The 18,367-nt window shown below is 47.7% G+C and carries 15 protein-coding genes and 4 tRNA genes; 1 reads left to right on the top strand and 18 read right to left on the bottom strand.

The features are described 5' to 3' along the window. Position 1 precedes the first annotated feature (1 nt). A complete protein-coding gene (locus tag EL111_RS00690) occupies positions 2-361 on the bottom strand; it encodes a hypothetical protein (protein WP_123796198.1) in 360 nt (119 codons plus the stop codon). Between the two features lies 1 nt (position 362). Continuing rightward, on the bottom strand, positions 363-806 hold the full coding sequence (locus EL111_RS00685) for a Panacea domain-containing protein (RefSeq protein WP_123796199.1): 444 nt from the start codon (positions 804-806) through the stop codon (positions 363-365). A 635-nt stretch (positions 807-1,441) separates the two neighbouring features. Here EL111_RS00685 and EL111_RS00680 point away from each other — a divergent pair. Continuing rightward, complete coding sequence (locus EL111_RS00680) at positions 1,442-1,816, top strand: MGMT family protein (protein WP_123796200.1); 375 nt, start codon at positions 1,442-1,444, stop codon at positions 1,814-1,816. A gap of 416 nt (positions 1,817-2,232) precedes the next feature. Here EL111_RS00680 and rpoC read toward each other — a convergent pair whose 3' ends face one another. The 16 genes from rpoC to EL111_RS00595 form a co-directional block, all read right to left on the bottom strand. Beyond that, positions 2,233-6,411 carry a DNA-directed RNA polymerase subunit beta' gene (gene rpoC, locus EL111_RS00675; RefSeq protein ID WP_123796201.1) on the bottom strand — a complete coding sequence of 1,393 codons (4,179 nt, stop codon included), beginning with the start codon at positions 6,409-6,411 and terminating at the stop codon, positions 2,233-2,235. Between the two features lie 194 nt (positions 6,412-6,605). Continuing rightward, positions 6,606-10,784, bottom strand: coding sequence for a DNA-directed RNA polymerase subunit beta (gene rpoB, locus EL111_RS00670; protein WP_123796202.1), 4,179 nt, complete (start codon positions 10,782-10,784; stop codon positions 6,606-6,608). Positions 10,785-10,971: 187 nt separating this feature from the next. After that, complete coding sequence (gene rplL, locus EL111_RS00665; RefSeq protein WP_123796203.1) at positions 10,972-11,343, bottom strand: 50S ribosomal protein L7/L12; 372 nt, start codon at positions 11,341-11,343, stop codon at positions 10,972-10,974. Positions 11,344-11,399: 56 nt separating this feature from the next. Further along, positions 11,400-11,900, bottom strand: coding sequence for a 50S ribosomal protein L10 (rplJ, locus tag EL111_RS00660; protein ID WP_123796204.1), 501 nt, complete (start codon positions 11,898-11,900; stop codon positions 11,400-11,402). Positions 11,901-12,126: 226 nt separating this feature from the next. Next, positions 12,127-12,822: a 50S ribosomal protein L1 gene (gene rplA, locus EL111_RS00650; protein WP_123796209.1), complete on the bottom strand. Its 696-nt coding sequence runs from the start codon at positions 12,820-12,822 to the stop codon at positions 12,127-12,129. After that, a complete protein-coding gene (gene rplK, locus EL111_RS00645; RefSeq protein WP_066077709.1) occupies positions 12,822-13,253 on the bottom strand; it encodes a 50S ribosomal protein L11 in 432 nt (143 codons plus the stop codon). The genes rplA and rplK overlap by 1 nt, the downstream gene beginning before the upstream one ends. Before the next feature lie 114 nt (positions 13,254-13,367). Further along, entirely contained in the window at positions 13,368-13,901 is a 534-nt protein-coding gene (gene nusG / locus EL111_RS00640) for a transcription termination/antitermination protein NusG (protein ID WP_123796205.1), read from the bottom strand. Between the two features lie 2 nt (positions 13,902-13,903). Further along, entirely contained in the window at positions 13,904-14,176 is a 273-nt protein-coding gene (gene secE, locus EL111_RS00635; protein WP_123796206.1) for a preprotein translocase subunit SecE, read from the bottom strand. Positions 14,177-14,304: 128 nt separating this feature from the next. Further along, positions 14,305-14,380, bottom strand: a tRNA-Trp gene (locus EL111_RS00630). A 6-nt stretch (positions 14,381-14,386) separates the two neighbouring features. After that, entirely contained in the window at positions 14,387-15,571 is a 1,185-nt protein-coding gene (gene tuf, locus EL111_RS00625) for an elongation factor Tu (RefSeq protein ID WP_126325827.1), read from the bottom strand. 51 nt (positions 15,572-15,622) lie between these two features. Further along, positions 15,623-15,697: transfer RNA gene (locus tag EL111_RS00620), tRNA-Thr, on the bottom strand. Positions 15,698-15,706: 9 nt separating this feature from the next. Continuing rightward, positions 15,707-15,780 (bottom strand) — tRNA-Gly (locus EL111_RS00615). 30 nt (positions 15,781-15,810) lie between these two features. Next, positions 15,811-15,894 (bottom strand) — tRNA-Tyr (locus EL111_RS00610). A 97-nt stretch (positions 15,895-15,991) separates the two neighbouring features. After that, complete coding sequence (locus EL111_RS00605) at positions 15,992-16,243, bottom strand: YfhL family 4Fe-4S dicluster ferredoxin (protein ID WP_123796351.1); 252 nt, start codon at positions 16,241-16,243, stop codon at positions 15,992-15,994. A 114-nt stretch (positions 16,244-16,357) separates the two neighbouring features. Continuing rightward, entirely contained in the window at positions 16,358-16,936 is a 579-nt protein-coding gene (rsmD, locus tag EL111_RS00600; RefSeq protein ID WP_123796352.1) for a 16S rRNA (guanine(966)-N(2))-methyltransferase RsmD, read from the bottom strand. Between the two features lie 146 nt (positions 16,937-17,082). Beyond that, the gene (locus tag EL111_RS00595; RefSeq protein WP_123796353.1) at positions 17,083-18,357 is read right to left on the bottom strand and encodes a sigma-54-dependent transcriptional regulator; all 1,275 of its coding nucleotides are present in this window, start codon (positions 18,355-18,357) and stop codon (positions 17,083-17,085) included. Between the last annotated feature and the right edge of the window lie 10 nt (positions 18,358-18,367).

Genomic DNA, 18,367 nt, shown 5'->3' with positions numbered 1-18,367 from the left:
TTTACTCATCTTTTGCTGGATTGCTTTTTGGAAAAAAACGAACAGATAAACCAGCAATAATACCTACTAGAATATGGTCAATTTTATTAATAGCTTCTGCTGTCAACCATTGGTATTTTTCGGGAGCCAATAAATGCCAAGATCTAACAAGCAGCACAGCAACTACTATACCTAAAACAACAAAACCTAACGTCTTGATATACCAAACACTTACGGCATGGAAAGATTTTTTGGCTTCAGTACCAAATAAGGCATTTCCTTCTTTTTCTGCTTTCTTTTGATTTTTACTATTAAAAGTATCATCAGAATAATTTGCACGGATTTGTTCGAGCTTATTATCATCTTCCACTGGTTCGCTCATTTTACCGCCTTGCTAACTCCAAATAATGTGTTTTAATAATTTCATCAGAAATCACTGCATTAGGAATGCCCTGCCATGTTTTTGACCAAGGAGTATTAGGCTGATGAGTAATTGCACTTAATTGCCAGCCGGAATATGCATTATAAACCTCCCAAATTTTATTTAAGAATTTCTCAATATCATTTGGAATAATTTCGCCATTAAGAAAAGGGCTGCTAATTCGACTGTTTCCATATGATTTGAAGGCATTATATACCCCAGGAATTACAGGGCCATATTGCCATGCCTGAATTGACTCATTAAATAACTTCTTATCAAATAATGCCAAATACCAACCATAGGCAATATATGAAAGTTTGAGTACCTTCATTGGGGTCATGTCTTCTTTATTGTTTTCCAACCCTTTATTTACAAAGAAATTGGCAACAGTGATTGCAGATAACATGTAACCTCCTTCCAATAATAAAGTTTTAGTAAAAAACAATCCCTACCGAAATATCAAGTAGGAGTAATCAAATTCTTGTCAAGACTTGACTTTTTAAGTTTTTAGATTATAAATTACATCTTTGCTTCATGCAAGTAAGCCATAACAAGTCACAACCTGCCCAAAACATCAAATCCCTGCGCAGGATGCATACGTTGCTTGGATTCTGACACTATTCCATCTGAAATTTTTTGGCACTCTTTGCTTTCAGCCGGCGTCAGTGGAAGTTTTGCCTGTGTTGTAATGTATTTGAACCATTTATCAATCGTGTCACGCTGTTTCATCAAGCAAACGTAGGTTGAATTATGTCTCTCTTGTAAGCATCCTGACATTCGTTGGGATTTCATCCCAATCTACACGTGAAGCCTAATATCGCTCAATCTTCTGCATCTGCCGGTACATCCTCCCAAGCTACTTATTTTTTTAACTTGTTCATACCGTTTGCAGATGGCCTCGTTTTTATTCTTTATCTCTTAGTTAGCCCCACTCCTGTATTTGAAATCCACATGCATATCCGTGTGCATACATTCTACTTTTGAACTTTGAGTGTATCATGTTCGGATAGTTTTCCCTTTCCACTACTAAGGCCGTCTGAAATGCCTAACCATTCCGATTTCCCCCTGCCGTCCGATTTTCACGCCTTCCCCGCGCCAAGCCGGAAATCCGCCCGCCCGAAAAACGAGCGTTTGGCGTTTGAAGTGTTGGCGGTGGTGGAGGAAATTCCGGCAGGGCGGGTGGCGACTTACGGGCAGATTGCGCGTTTAATCGGGCGGGAGAAAAATGCGCGTTTGGTTGGCAGCGTGCTGGCGAATGCGGCATATTACGGCCGCTATCCCTGCCACTGGGTGGTGAATGCGACGGGGCGTTTGGCTCCGGGTTGGGCGGAACAGGCGGATTTGCTGCGTGCGGAAGGGGTGGAGTTGAAAGATGAAACCCATGTGTCTTTAAAACAGTATCTTTGGGATAATTAATAATTTATTATAGTAATTATTTGATTTTATTTAACTTAATTTATAATTTATTGATTTAAGGCCGTCTGCAAATATGGGGATAATCGTTGAAACACTAGCATACTGTTAGTTAGACGGATGCTTAAAATTTGAATAAGGCTTTAAGAAAATCTAATCTTTATATCGACGGTAATATGAAACCGATACTGTCGTATTGTTTATCATCATTTCAACGGTATTACTGTATCCTCCTCTTCTGTTGAAACGGCAAGTCTGCCAAAACATGCTGTCTGTACTGTGCCCTTTGTCGCCCTGATTCTTGCTGTTATCTTGCTATATTTGAAGTTACTGCATTGCAGTTGCTTATTTGCAGACGGCCTCTACCATAAAAAACCGCCACATCTTTATTTCAAGATGCGGCGGTTTGTTTTGCCGGATTACTCTGCGGTATCTTCTGCCTGCTCGGTATTTTCTGCCTCAACCGGCTGCCACTGTTGATGGCGGCTGCGGTGGTAGGTCAGACCGGTACCGGCAGGAATCAGACGGCCTACAATCACGTTTTCTTTCAAACCGCGCAACTCGTCCTGTTTGCCCATAATCGCGGCTTCGGTAAGCACGCGGGTGGTTTCTTGGAACGATGCGGCCGAGATAAAGCTGTCGGTAGAAAGCGATGCTTTGGTAATACCCAGCAATACGTTTTCATAACGCGCAGGCTCTTTGCCTTCGGCAATGGCTTTCTCGTTTTCAATCATCACGTCACCGCGCTCGACTTGCTCACCGGTGATGAACGGGGTATCGCCCGAGTCGGCGATGTTCACACGACGCAGCATTTGGCGGATGATGACTTCGATGTGTTTGTCGGAAATCTTCACACCTTGCAGACGGTACACTTCTTGTACCTCTTGTACGATGTAACGTGCCAATGCTTCGATGCCTTGCAGACGCAGGATATCGTGCGGGTCAACCGCTCCGTCAACGATGGTTTCGCCTCGGTTTACGACTTGGCCGTCATGCACCAGAATCTGCTTCTCTTTAGAAATCAAGGTTTCATAAGCAGCTCCATCTACATCGGTAATGATTAAGCGTTGCTTGCCTTTGGTTTCTTTGCCGAAGGATACGGTACCGGTAATCTCTGCCAGCATACCGGCATCTTTGGGTACGCGTGCTTCGAACAATTCTGCCACACGCGGCAGACCGCCGGTAATATCGCGGGTTTTGGAAGAGGCTTGCGGGATACGCGCCAATACGTCGCCTTTACCGATTTCCTGTCCTTCGCGCACGGTAATCACGGCTCCTACAGGGAAGGCCATGGATACCGGTGTCGAAGTTCCCGGGATACAGATTTCCAAGCCGTTTTCGTCCAGCAGCTTCACTGTCGGGCGCAACAGTTTGGAAGCGGATGCCGAACGGCGTTTGCCGTCGATAACCACCAATGTAGACAGGCCTGTTACATCGTCGGTTTGTTTGGCTACGGTTACACCTTCTTCTACGTTTTCGAATTTCACCGAACCGGCATGTTCGGTAATCATCGGACGGGTATGCGGATCCCATGTTGCCAAAGTTTGGCCTGCTTTGATGGCTGCGCCGTCTTGTACCAGCAAAATCGCGCCGTAAGGTACTTTATGACGTTCGCGCTCGCGGCCGATGTCGTCATGAATGACGACTTCGCAAGAGCGGCCAATCACCACCAGTTCGCCTTTGTTATTGGCGACATAGCGCATTTGGCTGCTGAAACGCGCCGTACCGTTGGATTTGGCTTCCACTTGGCTGGCTGCTGCGGCACGGGAGGCCGCACCACCGATGTGGAAGGTACGCATGGTCAGCTGGGTACCCGGTTCGCCGATGGACTGGGCTGCAATCACGCCGACTGCTTCGCCGGCATTGACCAGTTTGCCGCGCGCCAAGTCGCGTCCGTAACAACGGGCGCACAAACCGTGACGGGTTTTACAGGTAATCGGGGTGCGGACTTTCACTTCATCGACACCGGATTGGTCAATCAAATCAACCAATTGCTCGCTCAGCAGCGTACCTGCCTCAACCAATGTTTCGCCGCTGGACGGATCGACGACATCGGAAGCAGTTACGCGGCCTAAGATACGGTCGCGCAGCGCTTCGATTACGTCACCGCCTTGTACGACTGCTTTCATGACAAAGCCGTCTGAAGTGCCGCAATCGTCCTCTACCACAACCAAGTCTTGGGTTACGTCCACCAAACGGCGGGTCAGATAACCGGAGTTTGCGGTTTTCAACGCGGTATCCGCCAGACCTTTACGCGCACCGTGGGTCGCAATAAAGTATTGCAATACGGTCAGGCCTTCGCGGAAGTTGGAGGTAATCGGGGTTTCGATAATCGAACCGTCCGGTTTGGCCATCAAGCCGCGCATACCGGAAAGCTGTTTGATCTGGGCAGCAGAACCACGCGCACCGGAGTCGGCCATCATGTAGATGGAGTTGAACGACTCTTGTTCGACTTCATTGCCTTCGCGGTCGATTACTTTTTGTTTCGACAAGTTGTCCATCATCGCTTTGGCAATTTTATCGCCGGCACGACCCCAGATATCCACTACTTTGTTGTAGCGTTCGCCGTTGGTTACCAAACCTTGGCGGTATTGGTCTTCGATTTCCTTCACTTCGGCATTGGCTTCTGCCAACAATGCGGCTTTCTCTTTCGGGATTTCCATGTCGTCCACGGCAATCGAGATACCGCCTTTGGCAGCAAAACCGAAACCGGTATACATTAAATGGTCGGCGAAGATAACGGTATCACGCAGCCCGCACAAACGGAACGAAGCATTAATCAGCTTGGAAATTTCTTTCTTCTTCAATGCTTTGTTGATGTATTCAAACGGCAGGCCTTTCGGCAGAATCTCGCTCAGCAAAGCCCGGCCGACTGTGGTTTCATAACGGTTGACTACCGGTTCAAATTCGCCTGCTTCATTTTTTACCCACTCGCGCAAGCGGACGGTGATTTTCGTACCCAATTCCACTTGTTTGGTATGGTAGGCACGATGTACTTCTTTCACATCGGCAAACAAGCTGCCTTCGCCTTTACCGTTAATGCGGTCGCGGGTCATGTAGTACAGGCCCAATACGATATCTTGCGAAGGTACGATAATCGGTTCGCCGTTGGCCGGAGACAATACGTTGTTTGAAGCCAGCATCAGCGTACGCGCCTCCATTTGCGCTTCGAGGCTCAATGGAACGTGAACGGCCATTTGGTCACCGTCGAAGTCGGCATTGAATGCGGCACACACTAACGGATGCAGCTGGATGGCTTTGCCTTCGATCAGAATCGGCTCAAACGCTTGAATACCCAAACGGTGCAGAGTCGGCGCACGGTTGAGCATAATCGGATGTTCGCGGATAACTTCTTCCAAGATATCCCATACTTCCGGCACTTCTTGCTCCACCAGTTTTTTGGCGGCCTTAACAGTAGAAGCCAAGCCTTGCTTTTCCAATTTGTGGAAAATAAACGGTTTGAACAGCTCCAATGCCATTTTTTTCGGCAGGCCGCATTGGTGCAGGCGTAAGTAAGGACCGACAGTAATCACAGAACGGCCTGAGTAGTCCACGCGCTTACCCAACAGGTTTTGGCGGAAACGGCCGCCCTTACCTTTAATCATGTCTGCCAATGATTTCAGCGGACGTTTGTTGGCACCGGTCATGGCTTTACCGCGGCGGCCGTTGTCCAGCAGGCTGTCCACCGCTTCTTGCAGCATACGTTTTTCGTTACGCACAATAATGTCGGGCGCGTGCAGTTCGAGCAGGCGTTTCAGACGGTTGTTGCGGTTGATGACGCGGCGGTACAAATCATTCAAATCGGAAGTAGCGAAACGGCCGCCGTCCAGCGGTACCAACGGACGCAGGTCCGGAGGCAATACCGGCAGCACGTCCATAATCATCCATTCCAATTTCATGCCCGAACGATGGAATGCTTCCAATACTTTCAGACGTTTGGCAATTTTCTTGATTTTGGTATCAGAGCCGGTAGATTCCAACTCTTGGCGCAAAACTTCGATTTCACCTGCCACATCTAAAGTACGCAGCAATTCGCGGATACCTTCCGCACCCATCTTGGCATCGAAATCATCGCCGTACTCGTCGAGCTTATTGTAGTAATCGTCTTCAGTCAGCAGTTGGCGGCGTTGCAGCGGTGTCATGCCCGGATCGGTCACGACAAATGCCTCGAAATACAGTACGCGCTCGATGTCGCGCAGGGTCATGTCCAATACCATGCCCAGACGGGACGGCAGGGATTTCAAGAACCAGATGTGTGCGACAGGCGCCGCCAACTCGATATGACCCATACGCTCGCGGCGCACTTTGGACAAGGTTACTTCCACGCCGCATTTTTCACAGGTTACGCCTTTGAATTTCAAGCGCTTATATTTGCCGCACAAGCATTCGTAGTCTTTTACCGGGCCGAAAATCTTGGCACAGAACAAACCATCGCGCTCCGGCTTGAATGTACGGTAGTTGATGGTTTCCGGCTTTTTCACTTCGCCGTAAGACCAAGAACGGATTGTCTCGGGAGAGGCAATACCGATTTTGATGGCGTCAAACTCTTCTTCCATGCCGGCGGTTTGCAGCGGATTGAATAAATTTGCCAAATTCATGTTTGCTCCTTAAAGGAAATATTTATCTTTGGATTATCCGAATGAAATCGCATTTGCAGACGGCCTTTCAGGCTGCCGTCCGATTCGGCGGCGTTCGGTATCTTTATTGTCTTCTTTTCCGATACGCTGCCCGTCCTTTGCGGATTTGCAGACGGCATATTGACGGATGCCGTCTGCAAATACCGGCCGGGACCTTAATAGCGTTCCAAATCGATATCCAAACCCAGTGAGCGGATTTCTTTCACCAACACGTTGAAAGATTCCGGCATACCGGCATCGATTTTGTGCTCGCCTTTGACGATGTTTTCGTACATTTTGGTACGGCCGTTCACGTCGTCGGACTTCACGGTCAGCATTTCTTGCAGCGTATATGCCGCACCGTATGCCTCCAATGCCCAAACCTCCATCTCACCGAAACGCTGACCGCCGAATTGAGCTTTACCACCCAACGGTTGTTGCGTTACCAGAGAGTACGGACCGGTCGAACGGGCGTGCATTTTCTCGTCAACCAAGTGGTGCAGTTTCAGGTAGTGCATCACGCCGACAGTAACTTTTCGGTCGAATGCCTCACCTGAGCGTCCGTCATACAGAGTGATTTGGGTTTTGCTGTCATTGAAGCCCAATTTCGCTACTTCGGAATCATCGCTTGGGTAGGCCAAATCCAACATTTCGCGGATTTCTGCTTCTTTTGCACCATCGAATACCGGAGAAGCGAAAGAAGCACCCTTACGCAGGTTGGAGGCCAATTCGATGATTTCTTCATCAGTCAGGCTGCCCAAATCTTCCTGCTTACCGCTGCCGTTATACAGCTTATTCAGGAAAGCACGGATTTCTCCGACTTTGCGCTGCTCTTTCAGCATATTGTCGATACGTTCGCCAATGCCTTTCGCAGCCCAACCCAAATGCACTTCCAAAATCTGACCGATGTTCATACGAGACGGTACGCCCAGCGGGTTCAATACGATGTCCACCGGACGGCCGTCTGCCATATATGGCATGTCTTCCACCGGCAGAATGCGCGATACCACACCTTTGTTACCGTGGCGGCCGGCCATTTTGTCACCGGCTTGCAGACGGCGTTTGATGGCGATGAATACTTTCACCATTTTTTGCACGCCCGGTTGCAGCTCGTCGCCCTGAGTCAGTTTTTTCTTCTTGATTTCATACAACTCGTCCGCTTCTTCGCGTTTTTGTTGCAGGCTCAATTTAATCAGTTCCAACTGTTTGGCCAATTCTTCATCTGCCAAACGAATATCGAACCAATCATGTTTGCTGGCAGTTGAGTTCAGGTATTCACCGGTGATTTCGCTGCCTTTGGCCAATTTCATCGGGCCGCCGTTGGCTTTTTGTCCGACAATCATGCGCTCGATACGGTCGAATGCGTCGTTGTCGAAAATACGCAACTGGTCACTCAAGTCTTGACGGTAGCGTTTCAGTTCAGAGTCAATAATCGATTGTGCACGTTTATCGCGCTGGATACCTTCGCGGGTAAACACTTGTACGTCGATTACCGTACCGCTCATGCCGGTCGGCATACGCAATGAAGTATCTTTTACGTCTGACGCTTTTTCACCGAAGATGGCACGCAGCAGTTTTTCTTCAGGAGTCAGTTGGGTTTCGCCTTTGGGTGTTACTTTACCCACCAACACGTCACCGGCTTCTACCTCTGCACCGATATATACGATACCGGATTCGTCCAAACGGTTTTGCATACGTTCGGAGAGGTTCGGAATATCGCGGGTAATGTCTTCTGCACCCAACTTGGTATCACGGGCTACGACATTCAATTCTTCGATATGGATAGAAGTATAGCGATCGTCCGCTGCCACTTTCTCGGAAATCAGAATCGAGTCTTCGTAGTTGTAACCGTTCCACGGCATAAAGGCGATGGTCATGTTTTGACCCAGTGCCAATTCGCCCAAATCGGTCGATGCGCCGTCTGCAATCAAGTCGCCGCGCTGCAATACATCGCCCGCTTTTACCGCCGGACGCTGGTTAATGTTGGTTGACTGGTTGGAACGGGTGAATTTCACCAAATTATAGATGTCCACACCCACTTCGCCGGCAGTTGCTTCATCATCGTGTACGCGAACCACCACGCGGTTGGCATCAACGTATTCGACTACACCACCACGACGGGCAACAATGGCCGTAGCTGAATCCACAGCTACGGAACGTTCGATACCGGTACCAACCATTGGTTTTTCAGCACGCAGACACGGTACGGCCTGACGTTGCATGTTCGCACCCATCAAAGCGCGGTTGGCGTCATCATGTTCCAAGAACGGAATCAGAGAAGCTGCTACGGACACCACCTGACCGGTTGCAACGTCCATGTATTGAACGCGGTCGGGTGTTGCCATAATGGTCTCACCTTTTTCACGACAGGTTACCAACTCATCAATCAGACGGCCTTCAGCATCCAATTCAGCATTCGCCTGTGCAATCACATAGCGACCTTCTTCGATAGCGGACAAGTAATCAATCTGGTCGGTCACCTTTCCATCTACCACGCGGCGGTATGGGGTTTCCAAAAAGCCGTAATCATTGGTACGCGCGTAAACTGACAAGGAGTTAATCAAACCGATGTTCGGACCCTCCGGAGTCTCAATCGGACATACGCGGCCGTAATGAGTCGGATGTACGTCGCGCACCTCAAAACCGGCACGCTCGCGGGTCAAACCGCCCGGACCCAATGCCGATACGCGGCGTTTGTGGGTAACTTCCGACAACGGATTGGTCTGATCCATAAACTGGCTCAGTTGGCTTGAGCCAAAAAATTCTTTAATAGCTGCAGAAACCGGTTTCGCATTGATTAAGTCATGCGGCATCAGGTTTTCTGACTCGGCTTGGTTCAAACGCTCCTTAACGGCGCGCTCAACTCGTGCCAAACCGCTGCGGAATTGGTTTTCTGTCAATTCGCCTACCGAACGCACACGACGGTTGCCCAAGTGATCGATATCATCCACCTCGCCGTGACCGTTACGCAGCTCAACCAAGGTAGCAATCGATGCAACAATGTCTTCAATACTCAAAACATAACCGCCTTTTTCGGCAGCGCCGGCGAAAGTCTCATTCAGCAGACGGCCATACCATGAGCCTTTTTGGGCTTCTGACAGTTTTTGCTCGTAAGTACGGGTATTGAATTTCATGCGGCCGACACGCGACAAATCATAACTGTCTTCACTGAAGAACAAACGGTTGAACAGCAACTCAACAGCTTCTTCAGTAGGCGGCTCACCCGGACGCATCATGCGGTAAATCGCTACACGTGCAGCCTGTTGGTCGGCAGTTTCATCAGTACGCAGGGTGTTGGAAATATAACCACCCTGATCCAACTCATTGATATAAAGGGTAGAAACTTGCTCGATACCGTGAATATCAAACTTCGCCAGCAATTCTTCGGTAATTTCATCATTGGCTGACGCCAATACTTCACCGGTATCCGGAACAATCAAATCGGTTGCCAATACCTTACCCAGCAAACTTTCTGCTTCAACGTCCAAACGGGTCAATCCGGCATTGGTAATATCACGCACATTTTTCGCAGTAATGCGTTTTCCCTTGGCAACCAAAACATTACCGTCTTTATCTACGATATCGGTTTTAGCAGTCTCGCCTTTCAGACGGCTTGCCACTAAATCGGTCTGAACACCATTTGACGACAGATAAAAAGTTTCTTTATCGTAGAAAGTATCAAGAATTTGTTCATCGTTATAACCTAAAGCACGCAGCAAAATGGTTACCGGCATTTTACGGCGACGGTCGATACGGAAATACAACAAATCTTTCGGATCAAACTCGAAATCCAGCCAAGAACCGCGGTAAGGAATAATACGGGCAGAGAACAACAACTTGCCTGACGAATGGGTTTTACCTTTATCGTGCTCAAAGAATACACCGGGAGAACGGTGGAGCTGGGATACAATAACGCGCTCCGTACCATTAATTACAAAAGAGCCACTCGGTGTCATCAATGGGATTTCACCCATATACACCTCGTTTTCACGCACTTCTTTAACGGTCGGTTTTGAAGACTCTTTATCCAGAATTACCAAGCGGATACGCGCACGCAGCGGTGCAGCATAGGTAATACCGCGCAATTGGCATTCAGGAATGTCAAACAGCGGTTCGCCCAAGGTGTAATGAACAAATTCCAAACGGGCATAACCGTTATGGCTGACAATCGGAAAAATAGAATTGAAAGCTGCTTGCAGACCATCATCAGTACGTTGGTCAAACGCATTTTCCAACTGTAGAAATTTCGCATAAGAATCGATTTGAGTTGCCAGCAAAAACGGGACATCCAATACATTTTCCCGTTTGGCAAAGCTCTTACGGATACGTTTTTTCTCGGTAAACGAATAGTTCATATACACTCCGAAGGGCGATTTTAAATAACAATGCCGTCTGACAACGGCTTAATGGACTTATTTACATTTATTTATATTTATTCATCAGCATAAATGCAAATAAATGTAAATAATTTATTTTCCAGCAAGAGAAAAGCAAAATAAGGCTGGCAGATTTCTGCCAGCCTTAACTGAAAGCATCAAATAATTATTTGATTTCGACTTTAGCGCCAGCTTCTTCCAGTTGTTTTTGAATGTCTTCAGCTTCAGCTTTAGAAACGCCTTCTTTAAGAGTTTTAGGCGCACCGTCAACGATGTCTTTAGCTTCTTTCAGGCCCAAACCGGTAATAGCGCGAACAACTTTAATCACGCCTACTTTTTGATCGCCGGCAGAAGCCAAAACTACGTCAAATTCAGTTTTTTCTTCGGCAGCAGCAGCACCTGCACCTGCAGGACCTGCAACAGCAACGGCAGCAGCAGAAACGCCGAATTTTTCTTCAAAAGCTTTAACCAGCTCGTTCAATTCCATTACAGTCAGTTGCTCAACTGCGCTCAAGATGTCTTCTTTAGTGATAGCCATGCTATTCAAACTCCAAATATTGTATTAAAAAATAATGTTTAAATGATAAAAATCGATTAAGCAGCTTCTTCGCCTGCTTTTTTCTCTGCCAAGGCAGCCAAACCGCGAGCAAAGCCTGAAACAGGAGCTTGCATAACGAACAACAGTTTGGACAACAGCTCTTCGCGGCTTGGAATAGAAGCCAACTCAGCAACCTGAGCAGTATTCAGTACCTCGCCATTATAAGAACCGGCTTTCAAAACGATTTTGTCATCTTTTTTCGCGAATTGATGCAGCACTTTTGCAGCAGCAACAGCATCTTCAGATGCAGCATAAACCAGCGGACCCACCATGTGATCTGCCAAACCTGCAAATGAAGTACCTTCTACTGCACGACGAGCCAACGTGTTTTTCAGAACGCGCAGATATACGCCTTCTTTACGTGCATTTGCACGCAGCTCGGTCATGCTGGCAACACTGATACCGCGATATTCAGCAACCACCAGAGTTTGAGCGTTTGCAATCGCTGCGCTAATCTCTTCAACGGCCACTTTCTTGGTTTCAATATTGAGACTCAAGGTCTACCTCCCACTGTTTATCAACAGGATATGCCGACTGGCATATCCCACCAGCGCGGTAACCTAAAAAGACACCTTACAAAAATGTAATTTGTTTCAGGACTACCGTCTGCGTAGGGCAGTTACGATTAAATCTTGCGATCCCTACGGTCTTGGACATCTACTTAATATTATTAAGTAGCCCAAATTCAGACGACCCAACCCACATCGGACCGTCTGAAAATTCTTAGCTGTTTACGCTTGAAGTATCAACGCGCACACCCAGACCCATGGTGCTGGAAACCGCAACTTTACGCAAATATTGGCCTTTTGCAGCAGCCGGCTTCGCTTTAACAACAGCATCCAGCAAAGCATCAAAGTTTGCTTTCAGATCAGCTTCAGCAAAAGAAGCACGGCCGATGGTAGCATGAATGATACCTGCCTTGTCAGTACGGTATTGCACTTGACCAGCTTTAGCGTTTTTAACTGCCTCAGCAACGTTAGGGGTCACCGTACCTACTTTAGGGTTAGGCATCAAGCCGCGAGGACCCAAGATGGTACCCAATTGACCAACGATACGCATTGCATCCGGAGAAGCAATCACAACATCGAAATCCAAGTTACCGCCTTTGATTTCAGCAGCCAAATCCTCGAAACCTACCACATCAGCACCGGCTTCTTTAGCGGCATCTGCATTTGCGCCTTGTGCAAATACGGCAACACGGGTAGTTTTACCGGTACCCTTAGGCAACACAACGGAACCGCGGATTACTTGGTCAGATTTACGAGGATCCACACCCAAGTTGAAAGATACATCAACAGATTCGTCGAATTTAGCCGTAGCCGCACCTTTCACCAAAGCGATAGCTTCATCGATAGCGTACAGTTTATTGGCTTCAACAGAGGCGCGCAAAGCTTTCAAGCGTTTAGATACTTTAGCCATCATACACCCTCCACATCCAGACCCATTGAACGGGCAGAACCAGCGATAGTACGCACACGCGCATCCAAATCCGCACCTGTCAAATCAGGTTCTTTAGTTGTTGCAATCTCTTCCAACTGAGCACGGGTCAATTTACCCACTTTATTAGTCAGCGGATTAGAGCTGCCTTTTTGCAAACCAGCCGCTTTTTTCAGCAAGATGGAAGCAGGAGGCGTTTTCATCACAAAAGTGAATGATTTATCCGCAAACGCAGTAATAACAACAGGAATCGGCAAGCCCGGCTCCATGCCTTGGGTTGCAGCGTTAAACGCCTTACAGAATTCCATAATATTCAAACCGCGTTGGCCCAATGCCGGACCTACCGGAGGAGAAGGGTTGGCTTTACCTGCAGGAATTTGCAGTTTAATGTAGCCGATAATTTTCTTTGCCACTGAAGGACTCCTAAATAAACGGGTATAACGCGAGCTTAACTCGCTCCCCAAACAGAATTTTCCATTATAAGAGTGATACTGCTTTTTTTCAAGTGTTTCAACTGACTAAAACACTTAAATTTTTTCTACCTGACCAAATTCAAGCTCAACCGGAGTTTCTCGGCCAAATATTTGAACAGATACACGCAATTTATTGCGCTCGTAATTAACTTCATCTACAACGCCATTGAAATCGGCGAACGGACCTTCGTTAACACGTACTTGTTGTCCAACTTCAAATTCAACCTTAGGCTTAGGTTTTTCCACACCGCTACGTACTTGTTGCAGAATAGCATCAGCTTCACGCTGAGAAATCGGCAATGGTCGATTGGCCGTACCGCCAATAAATCCGGAAACCCGAGGCGTACTCTTTACCAAATGCCATGAATCATCGGTCATTTCCATTTCAACCAGCACATAACCGGGATAAAACTTGCGTTCGGTTATCGTTTTACGGCCATTTTTGATATCTACAACCTCTTCAACCGGAACCAAAATTTGGCCGAAATAGTCTTCCATTTCTTCGCGTACAATACGCTCTTTCAATGTCTTCTGAACATTTTTTTCAAAGCCGGAATAAGCCTGCACAACATACCAACGTTTTGACATTTTTATCCCCTCTTCAACAAAATATCAAAAAATAACCATGAAATCACACTATCCACGCCATAAATAAAAATGGATAGCAATGCAACAAAAATCACCACAAAGATGGTCATTTTTACAGCATCATCACGCTTAGGCCAAACGACCTTTTTAAACTCAGTCCAAGAACTACGGAAATAAGCAAACAATCCCTCACGCTTAGGCGCAGACGAACTTTCGCTACTTCGCATAAGCTGACCCTGCTTTTCCGCCTTGTCTTCAGAGATGCGCTCTGTCATCGTACTCTCGCTTACAATATTCCACCCTGTAATGATAAACAAGGTATCCGAATCGATTTAAATTAAGTAGTAACTCAAACTATAAATGCAAAAAAATTAACCGGCACAAGGCCGGTTAATTTTTTATTTGGCAGGCCAAGAGGGTCTCGAACCCCCAACCCTCGGTTTTGGAGACCGATACTCTACCAATTGAGCTATTGGCCTCTAAACTTAAGCGATAACGTTAGATACCACACCGGCACCCACGGTACGACCACCTTCGCGAATCGCAAAACGCAGACCGTTTTCCATTGCAATCGGTGCAATCAGTTCAACGGTGATTTTCACGTTTTCACCCGGCATTACCATTTCTACACCTTCAGACAGAGTTACCGCACCGGTAACGTCAGTCGTACGGAAGTAGAATTGCGGACGGTAGTTTGCGAAGAACGGAGTATGACGGCCACCTTCTTCTTTGCTCAGTACGTATACTTCTGCTTCGAACTTGGTGTGCGGGGTAATGGTACCCGGTTTGGCCAATACTTGACCGCGCTCTACTTCTTCACGTTTGGTACCGCGCAGCAGTACGCCTACGTTATCACCTGCTTGACCTTCGTCCAGCAGTTTGCGGAACATTTCTACGCCGGTACAAGTGGTTTTTTGGGTTTCTTTCAAACCAACGATTTCAATCTCGTCGCCAACATGGATGATACCACGCTCTACACGACCGGTTACTACAGTACCGCGGCCGGAGATTGAGAATACGTCTTCAATCGGCAACAGGAACGGTTTGTCAACGGCACGCTCAGGAGCAGGGATGTAGCTGTCCAGTGCATCAGCCAGTTCGAAAATTTTAGCTTCGAATGCTGCATCACCTTCCAAGGCTTTCAAGGCAGAACCTTGTACGATCGGGCAGTCGTCACCCGGGAAGTCGTAGCTGCTCAACAGGTCGCGGATTTCCATCTCTACCAGTTCCAGCAGTTCGGCATCGTCAACCATGTCGCATTTGTTCATGAATACGAGAATGTACGGTACACCTACTTGACGGGCCAACAGGATGTGCTCGCGGGTTTGAGGCATAGGACCGTCGGCTGCGGATACAACCAAAATTGCACCATCCATTTGAGCGGCACCGGTAATCATGTTTTTAACGTAGTCGGCGTGACCCGGGCAGTCTACGTGTGCGTAGTGGCGGGTTTCGGTTTCGTATTCTACGTGTGAGGTATTAATGGTAATACCACGGGCTTTTTCTTCAGGAGCGTTGTCGATTTGGTCGTATGCTTTGGCAGCGCCACCGAATTTTTTAGACAGAATGGTAGTCAACGCAGCAGTCAGAGTGGTTTTACCATGGTCAACGTGACCGATGGTGCCAACGTTTACGTGCGGTTTGCTACGTTCAAATTTTTCCTTAGCCATGGCAAGAATCCTATTCTAAGTGTATTGACAAGTTAGGGATAATAAATGAGATGGTGCCCATGGGCAGATTTGAACTGCCGACCTCTCCCTTACCAAGGGAGTGCTCTACCCCTGAGCTACATGGGCGAATTGCATTGGAGCGGGTGAAGGGAATCGAACCCTCACCGTAAGCTTGGAAGGCTTCTGCTCTACCATTGAGCTACACCCGCATACTCACTTATTGCTCCAAGTAAGAATTTTGGTGGAGGGAGAAGGATTCGAACCTTCGAAGCTCACGCAACAGATTTACAGTCTGCCCCCTTTGACCGCTCGGGAATCCCTCCAAAAGAGAACGTCATTCTATTGAAACCCCACCAGCAGGTCAAGCATTATTTTCGATTAATGCTTATTTTTAAACCAATAGCTTGATTTCAAATGAAATTATTTTAGTTGGATAATCTTTTCGTATTTCGCCATCAGCTCTTCATGGCTTTCCGGGTTTTCTTCATCAATCAAAATACAATCCACCGGACATACCTGTTGGCACTGCGGTTCATCATAATGGCCGACACATTGCGTACACAGGTTCGGATTGATTTCGTAAATCTCTTCGCCTTGCGAGATGGCATCATTCGGGCATTCCGGCTCGCAGACATCGCAGTTAATGCACTCATCTGTAATAAAGAGCGACATTGTATTTCCTTTTTATTAAGTTCAAAACCGATGGGGCGGATTATAGCACAACCGTCAGGAAAAAAACCTGCTGCTTGCAATTTCATACTGCAAGAACAGTTATCAAATTCCAAATTATTCAAACTCTTGTGAGTAGAGTAATAATTCAAACTTACTCATGCCCGACCGGCCTTCCCGGTAGGTTTCCAGATACGGTGGTCTTTGTGGCAGGCTTCCTGTTTCAACATAAACCATTGCACCGTTTTTCAAGTGCAATTCAAGCAGGTCAAACAACTCTGCCCATCTGTTCCACGCAAAGGGCGGATCTAAAAAAACCACGTCAAAGCTATCCATGGTATTTTTTAAGTACGTAATGCCGTCTGCAAACAGCGTTTCCGCCTGCCGGAAACCCAATTCTTTGCAATTTCGGTTCAGGCTTTGCACGGTATCGCGGTTATTGTCCACCATTACCACTCTGCTCGCGCGGCGTGAGGCGGATTCCAGACCCAATGCGCCGCTGCCGGCAAATAAATCCAATACCGCCTTACCGGTCAAATCCTGCCCCAACCAGTTGAACAGTTTTTCACGCACCATATCCGGAGTAGGCCTAAGCCCCTCTGCCGATGCAAAAGCGAGCTTGCGCCCCCGATGCGTACCGCCGATGATACGCACTTGGTTGCTGTGTTTAGCATTATTTTTTTTTGTTTCCATCATTTTGATAACCGTAAAAAACCGTCTGAAAACGGTTTTTGGAAAGCGTAGGCTTCACTTCCCAACCATTTTGCAGACGGCCTGTATGATTCATTGTTTAGCTTCGTATTATCGTCAGCATTTCGTTAACACCGCAATTTGCAGACGGCCTATTCATCGCCTTTTTCGCCGTTTTTCCGCGATACGCTGATTCCGAGTTGTTTCAATTTACGGTAAAGGTGAGTACGCTCGAGTCCGACTTTCTGAGCAACGCGGCTCATATTTTGACCCTCTTGGGCAATATGGTACTCAAAATAGCGGCGTTCCAATTCCTCACGCAACTCCCGCAGCGGCAGGTTGAAATTAAACCCTCCGACCGATTCGGAGTCAACTATGGGCGTTTGCCCCAAAACCGCAGCGGCAGCCGGCTCACTGATTTCGGAACCTTCCGCTTCCAACGCGAGCGTTCTGATGACTTGACGCAACTGATCGAAATTGCCCGGCCAATCATATTGGCGCAATATCCCTAATGCGCCACTGCTGAATTTGGGAAGGGGAATTTTTTCGCTGTCGGTCAGCTCGATAGAAATCTGGTTAACGAGAAAATCAATGTCGTCCCGCTGGCTGCGTAGAGACGGGATACCGATAACAGTCGGAGACAAAAGTTCGGGCAGCTTGCTTTCCGGCGCACTTTCCAACAACTCTTCCAAACTGCGGCTGCTGGCGGCAATAATACGCACATTGTAGCGGTCGGCTTTACCCAGCAGGAAAGCAATACCGTTTTGGATATTTTTACTGTACTGTGCAATATCGCCGACATACAACACGCCGCTGCCGGCTTTTTGCAGCAACTCCAGCGGAGTATCGACAAGGTGTTCGACTTTAGCGGCTTCCACCCACGGCGTACCGGTTTTGCGGAAATAGCGTGCAACCGCTTCAAACGGCGAGCCGGCTTCGCCTGTTAACAAAACAGGGCCGTTTTGCTTGGCGGCCATTTCAAGTTTTTTACTTAATTCCTGCGCGGTCGGACTGTTGCCCAAGCGGTCGAACGACAACCCGGCGGCCGTCTGCATTTCACTATGCTTGAGTGCGCGGTCAACGGTTTGCAGCAGCTTTTGCAGAGCAATCGGTTTTTCCAGAAAATCGAGCGCACCGATTTTGGTAGCTTCCACAGCGGTATCGATGCTGGCATGGCCGCTCATCATCACAACCGGCATATTGAGCTGGCCGTTTTTCGCCCATTCTTTCAATAAGGTAATACCGTCGCAATCGGGCATCCAAATATCGAGCAAAACCATTGCGGGGCGGTTTTGATAACGCAGTTGGCGCGCTTCTTCGGCGTTTTCCGCCAAAGTAACAGTATATCCCTCGTCTTGAAGGATTTCAGAGAGCAGGTCGCGGATACCGACTTCATCATCTACAATTAAAATATCACTGCTTCGCATAGCTTTCTAC

The sequence above is a fragment of the Neisseria animalis genome (assembly GCF_900636515.1).
In the GTDB taxonomy this organism is placed as follows: domain Bacteria; phylum Pseudomonadota; class Gammaproteobacteria; order Burkholderiales; family Neisseriaceae; genus Neisseria; species Neisseria animalis.
The sequence above is the reverse complement of the archived record's forward strand: the minus strand, read 5'-3'. Positions and strand labels throughout refer to the sequence as shown.